Origin of the sequence: Bacillus sp. DTU_2020_1000418_1_SI_GHA_SEK_038, from assembly GCF_032341175.1 — a bacterium.
Taxonomy (GTDB): domain Bacteria; phylum Bacillota; class Bacilli; order Bacillales; family Cytobacillaceae; genus Cytobacillus.
Genome location: NZ_CP135435.1, coordinates 2,587,041 through 2,605,878, shown reverse-complemented (window position 1 = coordinate 2,605,878; position 18,838 = coordinate 2,587,041). Strand labels below are relative to the sequence as shown.

Annotated in this window: 26 protein-coding genes; 21 read left to right on the top strand and 5 right to left on the bottom strand. The window is 37.9% G+C overall.

All coding sequences use genetic code 11. The features are described from left to right. Nucleotides 1-43: 43 nt before the first annotated feature. The 3 genes from RRV45_RS12815 to RRV45_RS12805 form a co-directional block, all read right to left on the bottom strand. Complete coding sequence (locus RRV45_RS12815; RefSeq protein ID WP_315665083.1) at nt 44-208, bottom strand: hypothetical protein; 165 nt, start codon at nt 206-208, stop codon at nt 44-46. A gap of 128 nt (nt 209-336) precedes the next feature. Next, on the bottom strand, nt 337-789 hold the full coding sequence (locus RRV45_RS12810; RefSeq protein WP_315665082.1) for a DinB family protein: 453 nt from the start codon (nt 787-789) through the stop codon (nt 337-339). A gap of 70 nt (nt 790-859) precedes the next feature. Next, nucleotides 860-1,030: a hypothetical protein gene (locus tag RRV45_RS12805; protein WP_315665081.1), complete on the bottom strand. Its 171-nt coding sequence runs from the start codon at nt 1,028-1,030 to the stop codon at nt 860-862. Between the two features lie 385 nt (nt 1,031-1,415). Here RRV45_RS12805 and RRV45_RS12800 point away from each other — a divergent pair, with 385 nt between their 5' ends. Continuing rightward, on the top strand, nt 1,416-1,967 hold the full coding sequence (locus RRV45_RS12800) for a hypothetical protein (protein ID WP_315665080.1): 552 nt from the start codon (nt 1,416-1,418) through the stop codon (nt 1,965-1,967). Here the strand turns inward: RRV45_RS12800 and RRV45_RS12795 are convergent. After that, nucleotides 1,953-2,168: a hypothetical protein gene (locus RRV45_RS12795; protein WP_315665079.1), complete on the bottom strand. Its 216-nt coding sequence runs from the start codon at nt 2,166-2,168 to the stop codon at nt 1,953-1,955. The genes RRV45_RS12800 and RRV45_RS12795 overlap by 15 nt on opposite strands. Nucleotides 2,169-2,690: 522 nt before the next feature. On the opposite strand from RRV45_RS12795, the gene RRV45_RS12790 reads away from it, so the two are divergent. The 18 genes from RRV45_RS12790 (at nt 2,691) to RRV45_RS12705 (ending at nt 17,741) form a co-directional block, all read left to right on the top strand. After that, complete coding sequence (locus tag RRV45_RS12790) at nt 2,691-3,773, top strand: hypothetical protein (RefSeq protein ID WP_315665078.1); 1,083 nt, start codon at nt 2,691-2,693, stop codon at nt 3,771-3,773. Then, nucleotides 3,760-5,928: a molybdopterin oxidoreductase family protein gene (locus RRV45_RS12785; RefSeq protein WP_315665077.1), complete on the top strand. Its 2,169-nt coding sequence runs from the start codon at nt 3,760-3,762 to the stop codon at nt 5,926-5,928. Before RRV45_RS12790 ends, RRV45_RS12785 begins: the two co-directional genes overlap by 14 nt. After that, nucleotides 5,929-6,489: a 4Fe-4S dicluster domain-containing protein gene (locus RRV45_RS12780; RefSeq protein ID WP_315665076.1), complete on the top strand. Its 561-nt coding sequence runs from the start codon at nt 5,929-5,931 to the stop codon at nt 6,487-6,489. 11 nt (nt 6,490-6,500) lie between these two features. Then, complete coding sequence (locus RRV45_RS12775; RefSeq protein WP_315665075.1) at nt 6,501-7,028, top strand: Rieske (2Fe-2S) protein; 528 nt, start codon at nt 6,501-6,503, stop codon at nt 7,026-7,028. Continuing rightward, on the top strand, nt 7,018-7,209 hold the full coding sequence (locus RRV45_RS12770) for a hypothetical protein (protein WP_315665074.1): 192 nt from the start codon (nt 7,018-7,020) through the stop codon (nt 7,207-7,209). The genes RRV45_RS12775 and RRV45_RS12770 overlap by 11 nt, the downstream gene beginning before the upstream one ends. Nucleotides 7,210-7,214: 5 nt before the next feature. Beyond that, nucleotides 7,215-7,526 carry a hypothetical protein gene (locus RRV45_RS12765; protein WP_315665073.1) on the top strand — a complete coding sequence of 104 codons (312 nt, stop codon included), beginning with the start codon at nt 7,215-7,217 and terminating at the stop codon, nt 7,524-7,526. 1 nt (nt 7,527) lies between these two features. Continuing rightward, nucleotides 7,528-7,800: a hypothetical protein gene (locus RRV45_RS12760; RefSeq protein WP_315665072.1), complete on the top strand. Its 273-nt coding sequence runs from the start codon at nt 7,528-7,530 to the stop codon at nt 7,798-7,800. After that, nucleotides 7,793-9,301 (top strand): MFS transporter, encoded by a 1,509-nt coding sequence (locus tag RRV45_RS12755; RefSeq protein WP_315665071.1) that lies wholly within the window; start codon nt 7,793-7,795, stop codon nt 9,299-9,301. Before RRV45_RS12760 ends, RRV45_RS12755 begins: the two co-directional genes overlap by 8 nt. Before the next feature lie 20 nt (nt 9,302-9,321). Continuing rightward, nucleotides 9,322-9,972: a sensor histidine kinase gene (locus tag RRV45_RS12750; RefSeq protein WP_315665070.1), complete on the top strand. Its 651-nt coding sequence runs from the start codon at nt 9,322-9,324 to the stop codon at nt 9,970-9,972. A 130-nt stretch (nt 9,973-10,102) separates the two neighbouring features. Further along, on the top strand, nt 10,103-10,756 hold the full coding sequence (locus tag RRV45_RS12745; RefSeq protein WP_315665069.1) for a response regulator transcription factor: 654 nt from the start codon (nt 10,103-10,105) through the stop codon (nt 10,754-10,756). Between the two features lie 15 nt (nt 10,757-10,771). Continuing rightward, a complete protein-coding gene (locus RRV45_RS12740; RefSeq protein ID WP_315665068.1) occupies nt 10,772-11,197 on the top strand; it encodes a GAF domain-containing protein in 426 nt (141 codons plus the stop codon). Nucleotides 11,198-11,217: 20 nt separating this feature from the next. Continuing rightward, a complete protein-coding gene (locus RRV45_RS12735) occupies nt 11,218-12,540 on the top strand; it encodes a sensor histidine kinase (protein WP_315665067.1) in 1,323 nt (440 codons plus the stop codon). 452 nt (nt 12,541-12,992) lie between these two features. After that, nucleotides 12,993-13,748: a threonine/serine exporter family protein gene (locus RRV45_RS12730; RefSeq protein ID WP_315665066.1), complete on the top strand. Its 756-nt coding sequence runs from the start codon at nt 12,993-12,995 to the stop codon at nt 13,746-13,748. A gap of 40 nt (nt 13,749-13,788) precedes the next feature. Then, the gene (locus RRV45_RS12725) at nt 13,789-14,223 is read left to right on the top strand and encodes a threonine/serine exporter family protein (protein ID WP_315665065.1); all 435 of its coding nucleotides are present in this window, start codon (nt 13,789-13,791) and stop codon (nt 14,221-14,223) included. A gap of 125 nt (nt 14,224-14,348) precedes the next feature. Continuing rightward, nucleotides 14,349-15,266 carry a DL-endopeptidase inhibitor IseA family protein gene (locus RRV45_RS12720; protein WP_315665064.1) on the top strand — a complete coding sequence of 306 codons (918 nt, stop codon included), beginning with the start codon at nt 14,349-14,351 and terminating at the stop codon, nt 15,264-15,266. A gap of 174 nt (nt 15,267-15,440) precedes the next feature. Next, nucleotides 15,441-16,301, top strand: a complete 861-nt coding sequence (locus tag RRV45_RS12715; RefSeq protein WP_315665063.1) for a carbon-nitrogen hydrolase family protein — start codon at nt 15,441-15,443, stop codon at nt 16,299-16,301. A gap of 19 nt (nt 16,302-16,320) precedes the next feature. Next, nucleotides 16,321-17,013, top strand: coding sequence for a GNAT family N-acetyltransferase (locus RRV45_RS12710; RefSeq protein ID WP_315665062.1), 693 nt, complete (start codon nt 16,321-16,323; stop codon nt 17,011-17,013). A 56-nt stretch (nt 17,014-17,069) separates the two neighbouring features. Further along, nucleotides 17,070-17,741 carry a GNAT family N-acetyltransferase gene (locus RRV45_RS12705; RefSeq protein WP_315665061.1) on the top strand — a complete coding sequence of 224 codons (672 nt, stop codon included), beginning with the start codon at nt 17,070-17,072 and terminating at the stop codon, nt 17,739-17,741. A gap of 53 nt (nt 17,742-17,794) precedes the next feature. Here RRV45_RS12705 and RRV45_RS12700 read toward each other — a convergent pair whose 3' ends face one another. Next, nucleotides 17,795-18,136, bottom strand: a complete 342-nt coding sequence (locus tag RRV45_RS12700) for a cupin domain-containing protein (RefSeq protein WP_315665060.1) — start codon at nt 18,134-18,136, stop codon at nt 17,795-17,797. A gap of 226 nt (nt 18,137-18,362) precedes the next feature. On the opposite strand from RRV45_RS12700, the gene RRV45_RS12695 reads away from it, so the two are divergent. Continuing rightward, nucleotides 18,363-18,566 (top strand): DUF1657 domain-containing protein, encoded by a 204-nt coding sequence (locus tag RRV45_RS12695; protein ID WP_315665059.1) that lies wholly within the window; start codon nt 18,363-18,365, stop codon nt 18,564-18,566. 60 nt (nt 18,567-18,626) lie between these two features. Next, entirely contained in the window at nt 18,627-18,830 is a 204-nt protein-coding gene (locus RRV45_RS12690) for a DUF1657 domain-containing protein (RefSeq protein WP_315665058.1), read from the top strand. The last annotated feature ends 8 nt before the right edge of the window (nt 18,831-18,838 follow it).

Sequence of the window (18,838 nt, the reverse complement as noted above, 5' to 3'; positions counted from 1 at the left end):
AAAAAGTACCGCTTCGATAACTTTTATCGAAGCGGCTTCCTTATTATTTCATTTTCTTCTTATTGGCCTGTTTCCCGCTTTTCTTCTGGCTTTGTGAGGAATCATTGCCGATTTGGAATTCTGCTCCTAATTCAATATCATTCCTTTTATCCTGTTTTTCTATTTGGGCACGGGTTTGATTTGAGTTATGTCTTCCTTGCTTAGTCACGTAGATTACCTCCTTCAATTAGTCCTGCTGACATTGTTAATATGTACTTACTTCAAAATTTTACCCAATAATTTTCAGTAAAAAAACAGACTTGCAATGTCCGCAAGTCTGTTCAGAATGATTTTGTTTTATCTTAAATTTATGTAAAGCGGCAGATCCGTATGTCCCATTTCTCTAACATAGACGAATAGATTGCCCTTATGATGAATTTCATGTTCAATGGCCATTTGTACCATTTGATGGCCCGTCACATTCATGCCGAAAATTTTCGACATATCGATTTCACGTTCAAGCTCCTCTTTTGTAAGTGAAGCTAGAAGTTCCTTTGTTTTCTCAGTGAATTCTTCACCTAGCTGAGAAAGAGACAATTCGGCATCCTCGAATTTTTCCAAAAAAGGAGATCCGTTTCCTTCCTTAACTGTTTTAATAAACTTATAATAAGAAGTGTAAATATGTGTCACTAATTTTTGTGCACTCATCGATGTTTCAGTTGGTTTAAACTCGTAATTGGATTTTTCGATTTTTTCAACTAAGGCATTCGTTACAGTACGATGTGACAGAAAATGATTAACAGGATTCATGCTTCTACCTCCAAATATATAATTATGTATTATTCAATATCATCCTCTAATACTTTTGACAAAAATGCAATTAAGATGCATTCCTTTTTAATTTATTCCCTGCCCATTTAAAAAAGCTTCTCCATTTCTTTTCTAAAAAAGATTGGCCAAAAATGCTGCGATTAACAAAAAAATAAATCCCTTCTTCAATCAGTATCCATAAAATGATTATCATTATAAACGCCTGAAACCAGAACCACATGAAATTCCCCCTTACTAACATCCATCCTTCTTTGCATCTATATTCAAATTCATCCAATTTTTTCACTTTTTAATTTTCAAAGGTGAATAATTTTTGTATAATATTGGATATGAGCAGAAAAGTAGAAAAATAGTACGAATACGTCTCTGGCCCTATGATAAGTTAAATCTCTAGTGTCTATTGAATAGAATAATAATTTGTTTTAATGGAAGCAGAAGAATTGCGGAATACATATGCAAGTGGAACTGTCTAGCTCCAGCGCCTACCCCCTCGAGGTCACAAGCCAATCCTCCCAGAAAGGTAAAGAGCACCTTTCCGAGAGGCTCGTCTTGTGCTTGTCGGGGGTGACCAAGTCGCTTGCGCTTTTCTTATAGGAGGGTTATTCATGGGGGACAGAAAGGTGTATCTTCTGCTTACCGATACAGGAACGATATTTACTAGAATGATTAAGCTATATACGAAAGAATGTCATAACCATGCTTCGATTGGATTTGACTGCGAATTGACTGAGGTATACAGTTTTGGAAGAAAAAGACCAAGGAATCCCTTTGTTGGCGGATTTGTAAAGGAAGATATTCGGTCAGAGCTATTCAAGAATGCATCCTGTGCCGTATATGTATTTACGGTAAATGAAAAGAAATATAATCGCATGTTAAAAATAATTAAAGAAATCGATGAAAATAAGCAAAAATATCGCTACAATTTACTTGGCTTATTGGCCATTGCATTAAATAAAAGAATTAATAGAAAACACGCCTTTTTCTGTTCACATTTTGTTGCTATGGTGCTGCAAGAAGGCAGGCTCCTCGAAATCAATAAACAACTTTGCATGATCACCCCACAAGATCTAAAAGAAGCTTCCTCTCATAGGCTTATTTATCAAGGAAGTTTACAATCCTATATCACCTTTCGGGAAAAATATTTAAAAGCTCAATAATGCTACAAAATAAAAAGAACCATCACTTCTATCAACGAGTGTATGGTTCTTATGTTTTTCACGGTATAAATAATCCTTCTTTGTCTTCGTTGTTCTTGTCCTCATATCTGCAAACGCAAATGAGCTCCGATTTAATTCAGGATCTCTTTTTCCCTCGCGAACGGATCTTTCTCTCATTTTTTTTGCTCTCGATCTAGCCAACAAAATCACTCCTTAATAATTATCTTCCTATTTTATTATAATTGGTTTCAAAACATTTGAAAATAAGCATTCAAAAATAGTACAGACTAACAGTGCTTTTTTTGTTTACCAGATTTCGAGTTAAATGGAAACAAAACACGAGTAGTTTTCCAAATCTCAAAAAATCCAAGAAAAAGTAGAAACAAAGTGCGAGTAGTTTCCAAAATTTCAAGAAATCTAAGAAAAAGTGGAAACAAAGTGCGAGTAGTTTCCCAAATTTCTAGATAATCAAGAAAAAGTGGAAACAAAGTCCGAGTAGTTTCCCAAATTTCAAGATAATCAAGAAAAAGTGGAAACAAAGTGCGAGTAGTTTCCCAAATTTCAAGAAATCCAAGAAAAAGTGGAAACAAAGTGCAGGTAGTTTCCCAAACTTCAAGATAAGGGGATTTCCCCCACAAGATAGGGAAGTTCCCCGATAGGTTAAAAATCTCCTAACTCTTACAATTAGGGTAAGTTAATTGTTTGGAATGAGGAGGAATAATCATGCAGGCAAAAGTCCCAGTTGAAGAAAAGCGCGTCAATTCAATTAATAATGCATTTGCATCAAATTTTGCTAAGTCTATGTTTCTATCAGTTCTTGGGCTAGTCATCTTATCCTTTATTGGAACAAGAATGTTCACACATGTTGATTTAAACCTTTATGGATATATGGTTGGAACAATTGTGTTTATCGGGGGGTTCTTCTATCGATTTATCGCATGGGGAGAAAGACCGCCAACAAAGATCTTTATCAAAAAAGGCATGAAGCTGCTTTTTAGAAAATCAACTCCAAAAACATCTGTAGAGCATTTAGCTACATACAAATTCATCTGGAATAGGGGAATTTACCGATGGACCCAGCACGTCCTAATCGGATGGGGATGTATCCTTTCTTGCCTTGTTACCTTTCCGCTAGTTTTCGGCTGGATGTATTTCACGATGGACGACAACGGTTACTACAATATTATCGCAATGGGCATGAAGGTCATGACAGTCCCAGCAGATGGGATAATTGCGAACTTATCTTATAATGCTTTAAATATTACAGCAGTAATGGTAATTGCAGGAGTATGCATGGCATTATACCGCCGCTTGAAAAATATGCAGGCAAGAGCTGAACAAAAATTCTTATATGACTTCCTGCCGCTTTACATGCTTTTATTAGTTAGTATCACAGGATTAGCTTTAACCTTTATGAACATCTTTTTACACGGTGCAGGACAGCCTGCGATGTCACTCATTCATCAGTGGTCCGTCATTATTACACTCATTTATCTTCCATTCGGAAAGCTGGCACACATTCCTTTCCGTCCAATGAGTGTACTAGCGAGAAACTACAGAGAACATTATGCAGAACAAGAAATGAAGAAATGTAAGGTTTGTGGAGAAGGCTTTGTATCAACAGAGCAATCAAAAGATGTCGTTGAAGTGCTCGGCGTAAATCATATTGAATTTATGACAAAGGAAGGGCATCATCTTGCAGAAATGTGCCTCCCTTGCCGAAGAAAATACCGGATTGCACAATTCTCCGGTTTCCCTACCCATGAGGTAAAAGTGAAGGAGGCCAACCAAAATGCAAAGGGATAAGTTTTTTAAAGAAATCGAGAATTTGAATCATCCAAATGAGAAATTAATCAAAACTCACTGCAGCTATTGTGGAATGCAATGTGGAATGAACTTGAGGGTGAATACAGTTACTAATAAAATCATTGGCGTGGAGCCGCGTTATGACTGGCCGGTAACAGTTGGAAAAATGTGTCCAAAAGGGGTAACGGCTTACCAGCAAACGAACCATAATGATCGGTTATTAAAACCGCTAATCCGTGACGATGCATCATTAAAAGGAACAAAAGAAGGTTTCCGTGAAGCTAGCTGGGAAGAGGCATACGATCTAATCGTTAAAAACTTCACTAAACTTCAAAATGAATATGGAAAAGATTCAGTATCTGTATTTAGCGGTGTTTCAATGACAAATGAAAAATGCTATTTAACAGGAAAGTTTGCCCGTGTCGCACTGGGTACGCGCTACATTGATTATAATGGCCGTTTCTGTATGTCAAGTGCGGCTGGCGGATTCCTTCGTTCCTTCGGGGTTGACCGTGGATCAACATTGCCTTGGACAGATATTCATGAAACAGACTGCCTGTTTATTGCTGGAAGCAACACAGCTGAATGTCATCCAACTTCCATGTTCCGTATCTGGAACGTCCAGGAAAGAGGCGGTTATCTTATTGTAGCGGACCCACGGGAAACACCTATTGCGAGAAGAGCAGACGTTCATCTTGATTTACGTCCTGGTACAGACCTTGCGCTGGCAAACGGAATCTTAAATTTATTAATCCAAAACGGGTACACAGATGAGGAATTTATCCAAAACCATACAAATGGATTTGAAGAAACGAAAGAACTCGTTAAAGAGTTTACACCGGAATATACAAGCATGATAACAGGGGTTGCACCTGAAAAAATTATCCGTGCGGCAGAAATTTATGGTATGGCACCAAATGCAGTCGTAATGTTTGCCCGCGGAATTGAACAGCAGCATAAGGGTGTTGATAACGTATCTGGCTACACAAATATGGCGCTTATTACCGGGAAAATCGGTCGGCCAAAATCTGGAGTAGCAACATTCACTGGCCAAGGAAATGGTCAAGGTGGCCGTGAGCATGGTCAGAAGTCAGATTTGCTGCCAGGCTACCGCAAAATCACAAACCCAGAGCACGTAAAAGAGGTTTGCCAAGTATGGGGCATTACACCAGAGGAAATGCCGCAAGCAGGAGTTTCTGCTTATGAAATGTTCGAATTGATGGATAAAAAAGAAATTCGTGCAATGTATCTATTGTGTTCAAATCCTGCAGTTTCAGCACCAAATTTGAATTTTGTCAGAAAAGCGATGAAAAACTTAGACTTCATGGTCTGTGCGGACTTCTATCTTTCTGAATCTGCTGAATTCGCCGATGTCGTCCTTCCGGCAGTCACTTGGTCAGAGGATGAGGGGACAGTTACAAACCTTGAAGGCCGTATTATAAAAATTAATAAAGCACAAGAACCAATTGGCGAATCAAAGCCTGACTGGCAAATTCAGGTTGAGCTTGCTGAACGGTTAGGAAGAGGGAAATACTTCTCACACCTAAAAACAGCAAAAGATGTAGCAGATGAATTCAGATTAGCATCTAAAGGCGGCTATGCCGATTACTATGGTGCAACATGGGATAAAATCGATAAGCAAGATGGCGTATTTTGGCCATGTAAGGATGAAAATGATGAAGGTACACCACATATGTTCCTTGATAAAAAGTTCTATCATCCGGACGGAAAGGCAAAAATTTGTGCACTTCCATATCGCCCGCCAGCTGAAGAGCCGGATGAAAAATATCCGTTGCGCTTAACAACGGGACGTGTCGTTTACCACTATTTATCAGGGAATCAAACCCGCAGAATTCAATTCCTGCATGATATGTGTCCAGAACCATATGTTGAGGTGCATCCTGAAACCGCTGAAAAGTACAATATCATACATGAGGAAAGAGTTCGTCTTTTCACTAGAAGAGGCGAAGCTGTCTATAAAGTGAAAATTACTGAAGCGATCCGAAAAGATACTGTGTTTGTTCCATATCACTTCGGTCACGATGATTCTATTAATCTCTTAACGATTGCAGCGTTAGATCCAATGTCCCGGATGCCAGAATTTAAGGCCTGTGCTGTGCAAATTGAAAAACTAGAAATAAAGAAGGTGCAGTAAATGAAAAAGAGGCTCTATCTAGAACTAGAAAATTGTATCGGATGCCGTTCCTGCCTTGCCGCTTGTACACAGTGCGGCGGGCATGAGGAAAGAAACAGGAACTATGTTTACGATGTAAACCCGCTTGTGAACAGGCAAACCATGCCTCTTATGTGCCTTCACTGTGTGAATCCAGCGTGTGCAAGAAGCTGTCCGGCTCAGGCTATTCAGATTCATGAAACAGGAGCTGTTTTATCAGCATTAGTGGAAAAGTGTATTGGCTGTCAGAACTGTACAATTGCTTGTCCGTATGGAATACCGAAATTTGATACTGAACAGAACTTAATGTATAAATGCGATCTATGTATTGACCGAACAAAAGATGGCATTCCGCCAATGTGTGCGAGTGTTTGCCCATCCAATACTCTTCAATGGCTGACAGATGAAGAAATTGAAAACAAGAAAAATCAATTCAACCTTGATAATGGCAAATGGGTAACAAGCCTGCCTTATCTTGAAGGTGAAACGAACGTTAAAGTCAATCTGCCTGGTATTTTACAAGGCGTAACTAAGTTGTTTTAGGAGGGATTCAAGTGCCATCAGATAAAAATAATAAAATCCCCTTTCAAGAAGATAATTACACTCATAATATAGAACAGAATAATGAACGGAAGCTCGACCGCCGCGGCTTCATGAAAACATTAGTGGGAGCAGCTGGGGTGTTCGCTGTTTCCTCTCTTCCTTGGGGAGCGGTTGCCGCAAAAGAATTAATGGGTCTTGGGGAGAAGGAATATCCCCATAAAAAAATTATCGATATCGAAAAACTCCCAATTGGAGATGCCATTGATTTCAAATTTCCTGGCGAACATGATGATGCGATTCTAATAAGATTAGCTGAAAATAAATATGTTGCCTATCAAAATGCATGTACCCATTTACGCTGTCCCGTATTCTGGGTGAAGGATCAAGGGGAAATGATTTGTCCTTGTCACCACGGAAAATTCGATGTTGAAACAGGTGCGCCAACTGCCGGACCGCCAAGACGGCCATTGCCAGAAATTCAAGTGAAAGTAGAGAAGGGTGCTGTCTTTGCAGTAAAGGTGAAACGATATGAAGCGTAGTTACGTTGGAGTTTTTGTCCTTGCTGCAGTATTGTTTCTCAATATCGTATTCACTCAATACATGGTCCACCAATTCTTTTATGAAAACTATGTAAATACGTTAATTTTCTGCGGATTAAATATTGTCCTATTTCCAATTGCTTGGTTTGCTTATAAAAAGATGAAAAATGTAAAGGCGTGAAGCATATGAACAGTGAAACATATCTTGACTTTTGTTTTATGAGAATGGCATCAGGGAATTTTGCTGATGAAATTGATCAGATGCTGAAAAAGCTTTTTTCTGGTGTCCGTTTGAACTGGTATTTAGAAGAAAAAATCGAAAATGATGTAGAAATCGTTATTGCCGAAGTAAAGGGTATGAGTAAATGGAATTCTGAAGATGAAACAGCGGCCTTTATCGAGGATCATGCGGATTCCGCATTCTGGGAATACCTTCAAGGCTATAAAATGTTCGTTTACCCTGCAAAGAGAGGATGCTCAAGCTGTGGAGCACATTAAAATGGAAACTATAGATTCATTTGTAAGAAAAAGAGTGAAAGTAGCAATTTTAGATCAAGAGAATGAGGATCAAGCCCCTTTTGTGGAAAAAACGATTGCGAAAACAGGGCTATGCCCAGATGGGACGCATCTTCGCATTTATTTTGATGACCGGTATTTCTTTGCGATCCCTTTAACGGCGAAAGTGGTACTAAATGATAGTGAATGGTCGGCCTTGGATGAGCAATCAGGTTTAAATTATGTGATCAGAAGAGAGAGTGGTTTGAATGGTTAAAAAAATACAGCTTCCATTACAAACATTAAACCTTGTCGTTGGATTTATGGTTTGGGTAATAATTTCCTCCCTTATGCCTTTTATTATAGAAGATATTGCGATCCCTGCTAATCAATTAGCACTTGTAACAGCCATTCCTGTTATCCTTGGTTCCATATTAAGGATTCCATTAGGCTATTATGCGAATCAATTTGGTGCACGAACGATCTTTTTAATAAGCTTTATTTTGCTAATATTCCCTGTATATTATATTAGCATCGCTAACTCTGTCACTGATTTATTAATTGGCGGTCTTTTCTTAGGGATTGGCGGAGCGGTTTTCTCAGTTGGGGTAACCTCTCTTCCAAAATATTATCCAAAAGAACGCCACGGGTTTGTCAATGGAATTTATGGTGCTGGTAACTTAGGAACTGCACTATCTGCTTTTGGCGCTCCTGTATTAGCTTCAAAGTTTGGCTGGTCTACGACTGTACAGTTTTATCTAGTTATTCTTGGAATTTTCATCGTAGCCAACTTCTTTTTAGGCGACAAAAAAGAAAATCGAGTCAAAACACCATTACTTGAACAAATTAAGGGTGTATACAAAAACGAAAAACTATGGCTTTTAAGTTTATTTTACTTTATTACTTTCGGTTCATTTGTTGCATTCACGATCTATCTGCCAAACTTTTTAGTTGCTAATTTCGGACTTGATAAAGTAGACGCTGGGTTAAGAACAGCTGGATTTATCGTCATTGCTACCATTATGAGACCACTTGGCGGCTGGCTAGCTGACCGTTTTCATTCTCTAATTTTATTAATGTTTGTTTTTGGAGTATATACGATTTCAGCAATGATCCTATCCTTTGCTCCATCTATTGGCTGGTACACTTTTGGCTGTTTAACGATTGCACTTTGTGCAGGTATCGGAAATGGTGTTATATTTAAACTTGTTCCAATGTATTTCCATAAGCAGGCTGGTATCGTCAATGGGATTGTTTCTGCGATGGGCGGCCTAGGAGGATTTTTCCCGCCATTATTATTAACAATCTTGTATAATGTTACTGGACATTATGCAATCGGATTTATGGCATTATCCGAAGTTGCTTTAGCAAGCTTAATTTTAGTTATTTGGATGTATTTCCAAGGAAAAATCGGGCTCGCTAAAGAAGTAATTGATCATACAGTTGAAGGGATCCTTGTAACGGACACTCACGGTAAAATTATTTCAGTAAACCCTGCATTTTCAAAAATAACAGGGTATGCACAGAGCGATGTCATTGGCAAAAATCCGAATATCTTAAAATCTGGTATGCAATCGGAGAGTTTTTACAAAGGTTTATGGCAATCGATTGAAGAAAATGGATTCTGGCAAGGAGAAATTTGGAATAAACGCAAAGACGGAGAACCGTATTTACAATGGCTAACGATTAGTGCAATAAAAAATGATGCTGGAGATATTGTGCAATATGCCGGTATGTTTAGTGATAAGTCAGGAAGCAGGAATGTGAAGAAAGCGTAGTGTTAGAGAGGAGGGAAGGTATGGATACAAAATCAGCCCAAAGAAATATTAGCTCTTATATTATTCAGTCACAAGAAGATGAAATCAAGCGAATAGCTATTGAACTTCACGAAGGTGTCGGGCAAACTTTGTATAGTCTTTATACAGGTATGCAATTCATTGAATCCTCCGTTGAAGGAGATACGATGAAAGGCTATGTCGGCGGCATGGCTGAAATACTGGAAAGAACGATTCAAGAAATTAGGCTGCTCTCGGTTGAATTACACCCTCCTACTTTAACAACGCTTGGACTTCTGCCGGCAATGAAAAGCTATATAAAGCTTTATACTTCTACCTATGGGATTGAGGTACATTTAATGAGTATTGGTGAAGAGGTCTCTCTGAAGGAAAAAGAAAGGATTACCTTATTCCGAGTTTGTCAGGAGGCCTTAGCCAATATTGCCAGATATGCGGATACAGTAACTGCAGAGGTAACCTTTATTTGGGAGCAAAGCCACTTGAGAATCCTTATTAAAGATGCAGGAAAAGGCTTTGATATGGAAAAAGGAATGAATCAATCGACTGGCCTAGCAGCCATGCAGGAGCGCATGCTTTTAATTGGCGGTCAATGGTTTCTTTCTTCAAAAATAGGGGCAGGCACACAAATTGAACTTCATCTGCCTCTATTATAAATACAAACACTTAAGGGATTTGCGGTATGCAATCCCTTATTATATATTTGGCAGACTAAACTAGGAGTCTGCTGTAAATTTTTATATAATGTATTACATAGAAAAAAGAAAAACGAATGGGGGAGATGACTTGATTAAGATACTTCTTTGTGATGATCATGCCGTTGTCAGAATGGGTTTAAAAATGCTTTTAAATAATCATCCGGACATAGAAGTTGTCGGTGAAGCATCCGAGGGAAATGAGGGTATCCAGAAATCACTTGAGCTTAAACCCAATGTTGTGGTCATGGATTTAAGCATGCCACATGGCAGAGATGGATTATCAGCAACTTCTGAATTAAAAAAGCTTTTGCCAGAAACGGCTATTCTTATCCTAACAATGCATGATGATGAAGAATATTTATTTAGAGCTATCCAAGCAGGAGCTTCAGGATGCATTTTGAAAAGTGCCCCACATGATGAACTGCTGTCAGCCATTCGTTCCGTTGCCAATGGTAACGCGTATTTGCACCCATCTGCAACGAAAAGATTAATGGAAGAATATTTATTCGGAGTTAAACAAGGGAATACAGATACTTTTAACCTGTTATCCGATCGAGAAAAGGAAGTTCTTACCTTTATTGCCAAAGGATTTTCTAATAAAGAAATTGCTGAACAACTAGTAATTAGTGTAAAAACTGTCGAAACACATAAAAGCAACTTAATGGAAAAGCTGCAAATGAAAACAAGGCCAGAGCTTGTTGAATTTGCTTTAAAAAAGGGGTTATTAGGATATGGAATTTAAGGGATGGTCTCTGCCTTGATAAACTCAGAGGGAATTGCAAAACAATGTGAAAAAATTTTAACTGCAATAGATGTTGATTTTGTAGGGCTGGCTTTGCAAAATAAAGAAGGTCCTGATGTTAGGTGGCATTTTGCAGCTGGCAATAGTAATGAGAAGTATAAGAGAATTACTGTTCGTTATGGAAAAGGAATTGCTGGTAAAGTGATTTCTACGGGAAGCCCAATCACGATAAAGAATTTTCCTGAAGAGATTACGGGCAAGGCACTTGAATATCCTATTATGCTGGCTGAAAAGCTTGTATATGCATTCGCAGTTCCATTATTTATAAAAAGTGTTCCGAAAGGTGTCTTATTAGTCGGGAGACGGTCAAATACTCCTATAGCAGAAAAGGAACAATTAACAGTTAAACAAGCTGCAAAAGGTTTAGAAAGTTTGTTTTAGTTGCCCACAGGAGGTTAATAATGAACCGGAATTTACCTGCTCCTGATTCGAGGGAAGCGACTTTTCTCGTTAATGAATCAGGCGTCATTGCGTATGCCAATAATAAAGCCTGTGAAAGCTTTGGATATCTAGAAAGTGATATGGTTGGAATTGATTTTAATGTATTATTCCCTGAAACGAACTTAAGGGAAATTAAAGAAGGTGTGGTTATTCATCAAAAGGCAAAGCATTTAGATGGTCAAATCTTTTCCCTTATATATAGAGTGAACACATTTTATTTAAAACAGGAGAAATATTTTCTTGTTATTTTTCATCAGGCTATGGATCATTCCAGAATTAACAAACAGCAATCTTATCATCTTCATGAACTTGTCGATTTAAAATTCGCATTAGATGAGTCAACGATTGTCGCAATCACTAACCACAAAGGCATCATTACCTATGTCAATCAGAAATTCTGCGAAGTATCTAAGTATTCAGCAGAGGAGCTTATCGGCCAAGATCATCGAATCATAAATTCAAATACTCATTCTAAGGAATTTTTCTCCGAGCTTTGGCGGACTATTTCTTCAGGAGAGGTTTGGAAGGGTGAAATAAGGAATCAAGCAAAGGATGGTGCTTTTTACTGGGTAGATACGACCATTGTTCCTTTCCTTGGTGAAAATGGAAAACCTTATCAATACTTAGCGATTCGGCATGAAATTACTAAGAGAAAGCAGATTGAAGATGAACTCCAAACAATGATGACAAAAATAATCGATATTCAAGAAGAGGAAAGAAGAAGATTATCAAGAGAGCTGCATGACGGGGTGGGACAAAATTTATATAGCCATTTAATTACGATAAACAGGCTGCAGGCAGAAATGGAACATCCTTTACTGGAACAAATGCAAGATGAAGCAACAGAAATTATTGAAGACCTACGTGATCTTTCATGGGAGCTAAGACCGTCCGTACTTGATGATCTAGGGCTAATTCCGGCAATAAGGTCTTATTTAGTGAGGTTTTCAGAACATTATCTTATTAATGTTCATTTTGATTGCTATTTAAATAGCCGTCTTAGTCCCAGTACCGAAATTTCTATCTATCGCATCATTCAAGAAAGTCTAACGAATATTAGGAAATACGCAGAAACAGATGAGGCGTCAGTGATCATTCGAAAAATGGATGATGTGATTAGAGTAGTGATTAAGGATAATGGAATAGGATTTGATATAGATCAAATATCACGTGGAGTTGGACTTTTCAGTATGGAGGATAGGGCGCGTGCAGCGGGTGGGACAATGACGATCCATTCTGTAAAAGGCAAGGGAACGAAAGTTATTTTGGAGATTCCATTATAAAAAGGCTGCCGATTTGGCAGCCTTTTCAATCAAATATATTCTAGTAATATTCCGCCTGCTGCTCTAGTTAAACCAATGACACATTGCGGAAGCTTCAAATACGCTAGCATCGTTAAAAGGATAGCTGGAGACACAGTTTAAATTAGTCATCTCTTCCAATACAGGTAAACCTACTAACAGCAAAACGAATAATAGGAGAGATCCTATGGCTAATCGTTTTGTTTCACAATTATTCTCCCTCAAATGAAATCTTCTACATCATAGCAAAATTAAATCGGATGGTTGAAAATGTAAACGAAAAATTTACATAATATTAACATTGTAAAAGGGAATATATGTTGCATAATATTGATTTTGCCCTTATATTATTTAAGCATTTCGTTTAATATGATCTTTAAAAATAGTTATATATTAAAGAATAAAGATATTTTTTATCAAAGGGAGGGAAAAGGATGGAAAATAAATTTCCTCAAACATTAGAAGTGATTGATTTATGTCTGCTTGCTGGAAAAATCATGCTGCAATGCGGTGGAGAAACGTATCGGGTGGAGGATACGATGACAAGAATTGCTGCAGCGTTGGGAATTCCTCATTCCCATAGTTATGTTGTGCCAACAGGCATTATCTTTTCAATTGATGGAACAGAGCCTGCAAAGCTCATTAGAATCTCTGAGCGGACTACAGATTTATATAAAGTTACTTTAGTTAACGGCATTTCAAGAAAAATAAGCAGTGGAGAAATGGATATTAAAGAAGCCTTTAAAAAGCTAAATGAAATTGAAAAGGCTAATTTCGCATTTCCTATTTATCAGCAAATTCTTGCAGCATCTCTTTCCAGTGGGTGTTTCCTATTGATGTATTTAGGAAAATGGAGTGATTTTTTACCAGCCATCATCAGTGGCGGATTAGGATTTATCTGTTTTATTTATATACATCGATTAGTTAAAATTAAGTTTTTTTCGGAGTTTTTAGCTGCTTTTATTATTGGGCTAAGTGCCTATTTTTTTGTGCGGACAGGAATAGGGACACAGCTAGACAAAATTATTATTGGATCCGTTATGCCGCTCGTTCCTGGGTTATTAATCACGAATGCAATACGAGACCTTATGGCTGGGCATTTGGTGGCTGGCTTGTCTAAAGGGGCGGAGGCGTTCTTAACCGCTTGTGCGATCGGAACAGGAGTGGCAGTCGTTATCGCATTTTTTTAGTCAATGACACTTTTTTAAGAAGAGTGATGGGGGAGATATAATGATTTTACATTTAATCACTAGCTTTGTTGCTACTGCTTCTTTTGCCATATTATTTAACGCACCGAGAAAGTCCCTTATTAAATGCGGGCTAGTTGGAATGATCGGCTGGATTGTATATATTTCCCTTGTAGAATATGAATTTGATGCGGTTGTTGCATCATTTTTTGCAGCTTTTATGGTTGCAGTTATCAGTCAAATCCTCTCAAAAATATATAAAACGCCAAGTATCATTTTCAGTATATCTGGAATTATCCCGCTCGTCCCTGGTGGAATTGCTTATAACGCAATGCGCCATTTTGTTGTAAACGATTATAATACGGCCCTCCAATTAGCGGCAAAGGCCTTCATGATTTCTGGTGCGATCGCTGTTGGACTTGTCATTTCGGAAGTATTAAACCAGATAATTTTAAAAATTAAATTCAGGCAAGTGTAAGATGAGGTACAATTTCTGTTACCAAAATAGAACTATTTTTTAACCTTTTCGTAAATCCTTAAACTCGGAGCTGGAGTACAATTCAGTTAGAAACAAAGCAAAACGAGTTAATGGAGGAATTCAAGATGAGAGCAAAAAAATGGTTATATTCAGGGCTTGCCGTAACGATATTAAGTTTACCTGTATTCACTTTAACGGACGGAGTAATGGCAAAAGAACCGCCGAATAAAATCGTTCAAAATGTGAAGCAGGAAAAGAAAATTTCTGAAAAACAAGTTGTTTCTTTAGTAAGTAAATGGAAGAAAAGTGAAACATATGTTCAAAGTGGCGGAAACTACAAAGAAGGGGAATACAAATCATTTCAGTACGAAAATATGCCATACCGGTATTTATCAAGTGATATAGGAACAAAGAAAAAGCTTCTAAAATACTTGACTGCCACTTTAACGAGATCCCAAGCTAATCTGTTTATTGAGGAACGGGGTATTATTGAATATAAAGGAAAAATGGCTCAGCCTGAAGCGGATGGTGGTTCCCTTCTGCATTGGGATAAGGCAAAGGCTGTTTTCTTAGAAAAGGATGACAAGAAACGAATTTATAAGTTAGAGGTTCCAGTGGGAGAGACAAAAGAAACGGAAGTCTTTCATGCTGAGGTTATTTATTTGCAAGGAAAAGGGTGGAAAATTAGTGAAAGACCATATATGCCTGTGAATTTAGATATTCCAGGTAATATTAACCCAGCTTTTATCTTTTTTAAATTCCTGTTAGTGGATCACACCCAATCTGCAGAACAATTCCTTTATGGAGATTTTGACACGGCAGCATTCAAAAAAGGGATTAAGAAAATTGAAATGAAAAAGTTAGAAGAACTTGCTAGAACGAAAACGCAAGTTGAGTTTGTTGTATCCTTCCATGCTGAATTGGAAAAGGGATATAAGGGCCAATTGAAAAATGGGGAAAATAAAATGTATTTTCTCATAGAAAATACGGGTGAGATGGAATTCAAAATAGTAGGTGCTGGAATGGAACAACATCTTGAATAATTGAAGGATTTCATTATAAAAAACACCTAATGGCGTTGCTCTAATAGCATCGCTTTTTTTTTTTAGAAATGAATACTTTTAAATTGAGTATTGTTATTTATTGTGAAATATCTGATAATCAATAATGATTGAGTTAACAACTCATCTCTATTATTAAAGATAAGGGGGATGACATTGAAACTACGTGTTTCTGCGGTGCAGTATCATCTGCATACCATTCATTCATTCGAAGATTTTGCGAAGCAATGTGAACATTATATTAAAACAGCACAGGAGTTTGGTTCGGAATTTATTTTGTTTCCTGAATTTTTTACTACCCAGCTTTTATCGATTGGAAATGAACAAGGAACAAGTTTATCGATTAACGAACTCCCTGACTTTACAGAACAATATAAAGATCTTTTTTCAAATTTTGCTAAAGAAACGAATACGCATATTATTGCCGGTACACATGTGATAGAAAAGAAAGGCCGTTTATACAATGTAGCACATATGTTTTACCCCGATGGCCGTGTTGTAGAGCAGGCTAAGTTACATATTACCCCAACAGAGGTTGAGGAATGGAACATGTCTGCCGGTGATGGACTTGAGGTTCTTGATACGGATAAAGGGCGAATTGCCATTTTGACATGCTATGACATTGAATTTCCGGAAATTGTTAGGATGGCAAAGGCTAAGGGGGCAGATGTCATTTTCTGTCCATCTTGTACAGATGACCGTCACGGCTTCCACCGCGTTCGTTATACATGCCATGCACGTGCAATTGAGAATCAAGTGTATGTTGTCGTAACAGGTACTGTCGGTTCACTCCCGACTGTTGACTTCATGCGGGGGAATTTTGGCCAAGCAGCCGTTATTACTCCAAATGATGTCCCATTTCCTCCAAAAGGCATTATGGTTGAAGGGGAAATCAATGATGATATGATCGTTACAGCTGATCTCGATTTAAGATTATTACATGAAGTAAGAGAACGAGGTTCAGTGACAACGTGGCGTGACCGACGTGTCGATCTATATCCGGATTGGGAAAAATAAATAGTAAAGAGGGATGAAAATGGCTTATCGCAGCGAATTTTATGCCTTTAATCAGGAAAAACCAGTCCCCATTGTCATACGAAATTATATGAATTCTGATTTTGATGAGCTTATACAAATTCAGGCTGAATGCTTTCCACCGCCCTTTCCTTCCGAATTATGGTGGAATAAAGAGCAATTGCATAATCATGTTACCCTATTTCCTGAAGGGGCGCTTTGCGTTGAGGTAGATGGCGAATTAGCGGGCTCATTAACTGGGGTTTGTGTTCATTTTGATCCGAAACATCCTTCACATAAATGGGAAGAGGTAACGGATAGCGGATATATTCGCAATCATGATCCGAAAGGGAACACCCTTTATATTGTTGATATAAGTGTCAGACCAAAGTATCGTAAGCTGGGACTAGGAAAAATGTTGATGCAGTCGATGTATCAGGTTGTCGTTCAACTAGGGCTTGATCGTTTGCTTGGCGGCGGGAGAATGCCAGGGTATCACAAAGTAGCAGAGAGCATGACTCCAAACGAATATATAGACGCTGTGATCAAAGGGATACTGCCAGATCCGGTCATTTCCTTTCTGTTGCGATCTGGCAGAACACCGATTGCCATCATTGAAAACTACTTAGAAGATGAGGAATCCCTAAACCATGCTGTGTTGATGGAGTGGAAAAATCCCTTTAACTTTATTGGGCAAAAGTCTCCTGATTCGTAAGGTAGGGGATGACTATTGAAAAAAGAATACAATTCTATAGAGAGGAGAAAGAATCAATGGAATATAGAAGAATAACGAGCATTGAAGATCCATTGTTTGTCAAAATGCATGATTTAATGAAGGAGGTATTTCCTCCTGAAGAGGTACTGGAATTTGAATTATGGAAAGAGCCATTAGAAGATCCGGGAATCAGGGTGTTCGTCGCCGTTCATCAAGATGAAGTTGTAGGTGCAACGGAATATCGTTACTATCCGGACTGGAATATTGCGATGACAGATTTTACGATTATTGGTCGCCCAGGGCTTAGCCTAGGTCGCTTCTTAGCACAAAATCGAGAAAAAGACTTGAATGAATTAGCTCATGCGAATGGAAAAGAATTGTTTGGCATGTTCGCAGAAATCTATGATCCTTATCAGCTCGATGATCATGAATTTGGCGGAGTTAAGCCAATGAATCCATTTGTTCGCCGTGAAGTATTATCCCATCTCGGCTATAAGCGCCTGGATTTATCTTATGTACATCCTTCCTGGAAAAATGATGGCGAAGCAGTTAAAGGTCTCGATTTTTGTTTTATGCCGAAGGATGAAGCTATTTCCGAAATTCCGGCACAATTAGTTTCTGACTTTTTAACGACTTATTATTCAGTGCTCTCTAATAAACCGCAGGAATGGGTTCAAATGATTGAAGAAATAAATAACAATACTGGAATAAAACTGTTGCCATTATAAGTAAAAAAAGCTTTCCTAAAGGGGATTAGCCCCAATAGGAAAGCTTTTTTCACTTATATATTTTGTGCATAGCGCTCATCGGGAATTTTATTTAACATGACATAAAGGCTGACATTTTCATTTCCGCTATTTGTAAATGCAAATTCTTCTTCGCCATCTGCACGGACGACATCTTTTTCTGCAACCTCGATTGGTTCTCCATTAATAATAAGAGTTCCGTTTCCATGAAGGACCATTAAATACACATTTGTTCCAGGATGTTTATGAGCAGGAAGCTGCTGTCCAGGCATAAAATTTAAGACGAATACTGTGCTTTCGCCTTCGCGAAAAATAATCCTTTTCGTAAACTTTTCTTCGCTAAATTCTATTGCATCTGTGATCGACTTCTTTTCCATATAAATGACCCCCAATTAGAGATATTTCTCTTACATATTAATGATAATCAATATCAATTAAAGATGTATTGATTTAAATCACATCTATACTATTTATTATAGAAATCTTAGCATTCCTTTAATCAAGGGGATCTGCTAAATTTTCCAGTAATAATTATTTATAAAGATCGGGTAATAAGAAATAATAGCTATTGTAAGTCATTTACCATAGAAATGAGGGAAAGCAATGACAGTAGGCACACAAGTTAAACAAGCAATTGCAGGCTTAAAAAGTGCTCAAGCGAGCTTTGAAGGATTTGCATTAGCAACTGATAATCAGGAGGCTAAGCAATTATACCAAACTTGTGCACAGCAGACTCAATCAATTATTGACTCTGTACAGCCGCGTTTGCAGCAAATTCTTGATGAGGAACCACAGTACAATCAATAGCCTTATCCTGGTTGGCTTATAGCCAACCTTTTCATCATTTATAGATGGGGAGTAAATGTCATGACTGTTATTTCGAATGTTAAACAAAGCTTATCCACGATTAAGGGAATCGAAGCTCAACTTTCTATATTGGCATTGAATTCGCTTGATCCTGAGGCACAAAGGACTTTTCACGAAATGATGAATATGATGAACGATATAAAAAAAGACCTGCAAGTAAGAGTAAATGAAATGATGTTAGAAGAGCCGCAGTATAAGGGATGAATAATTGA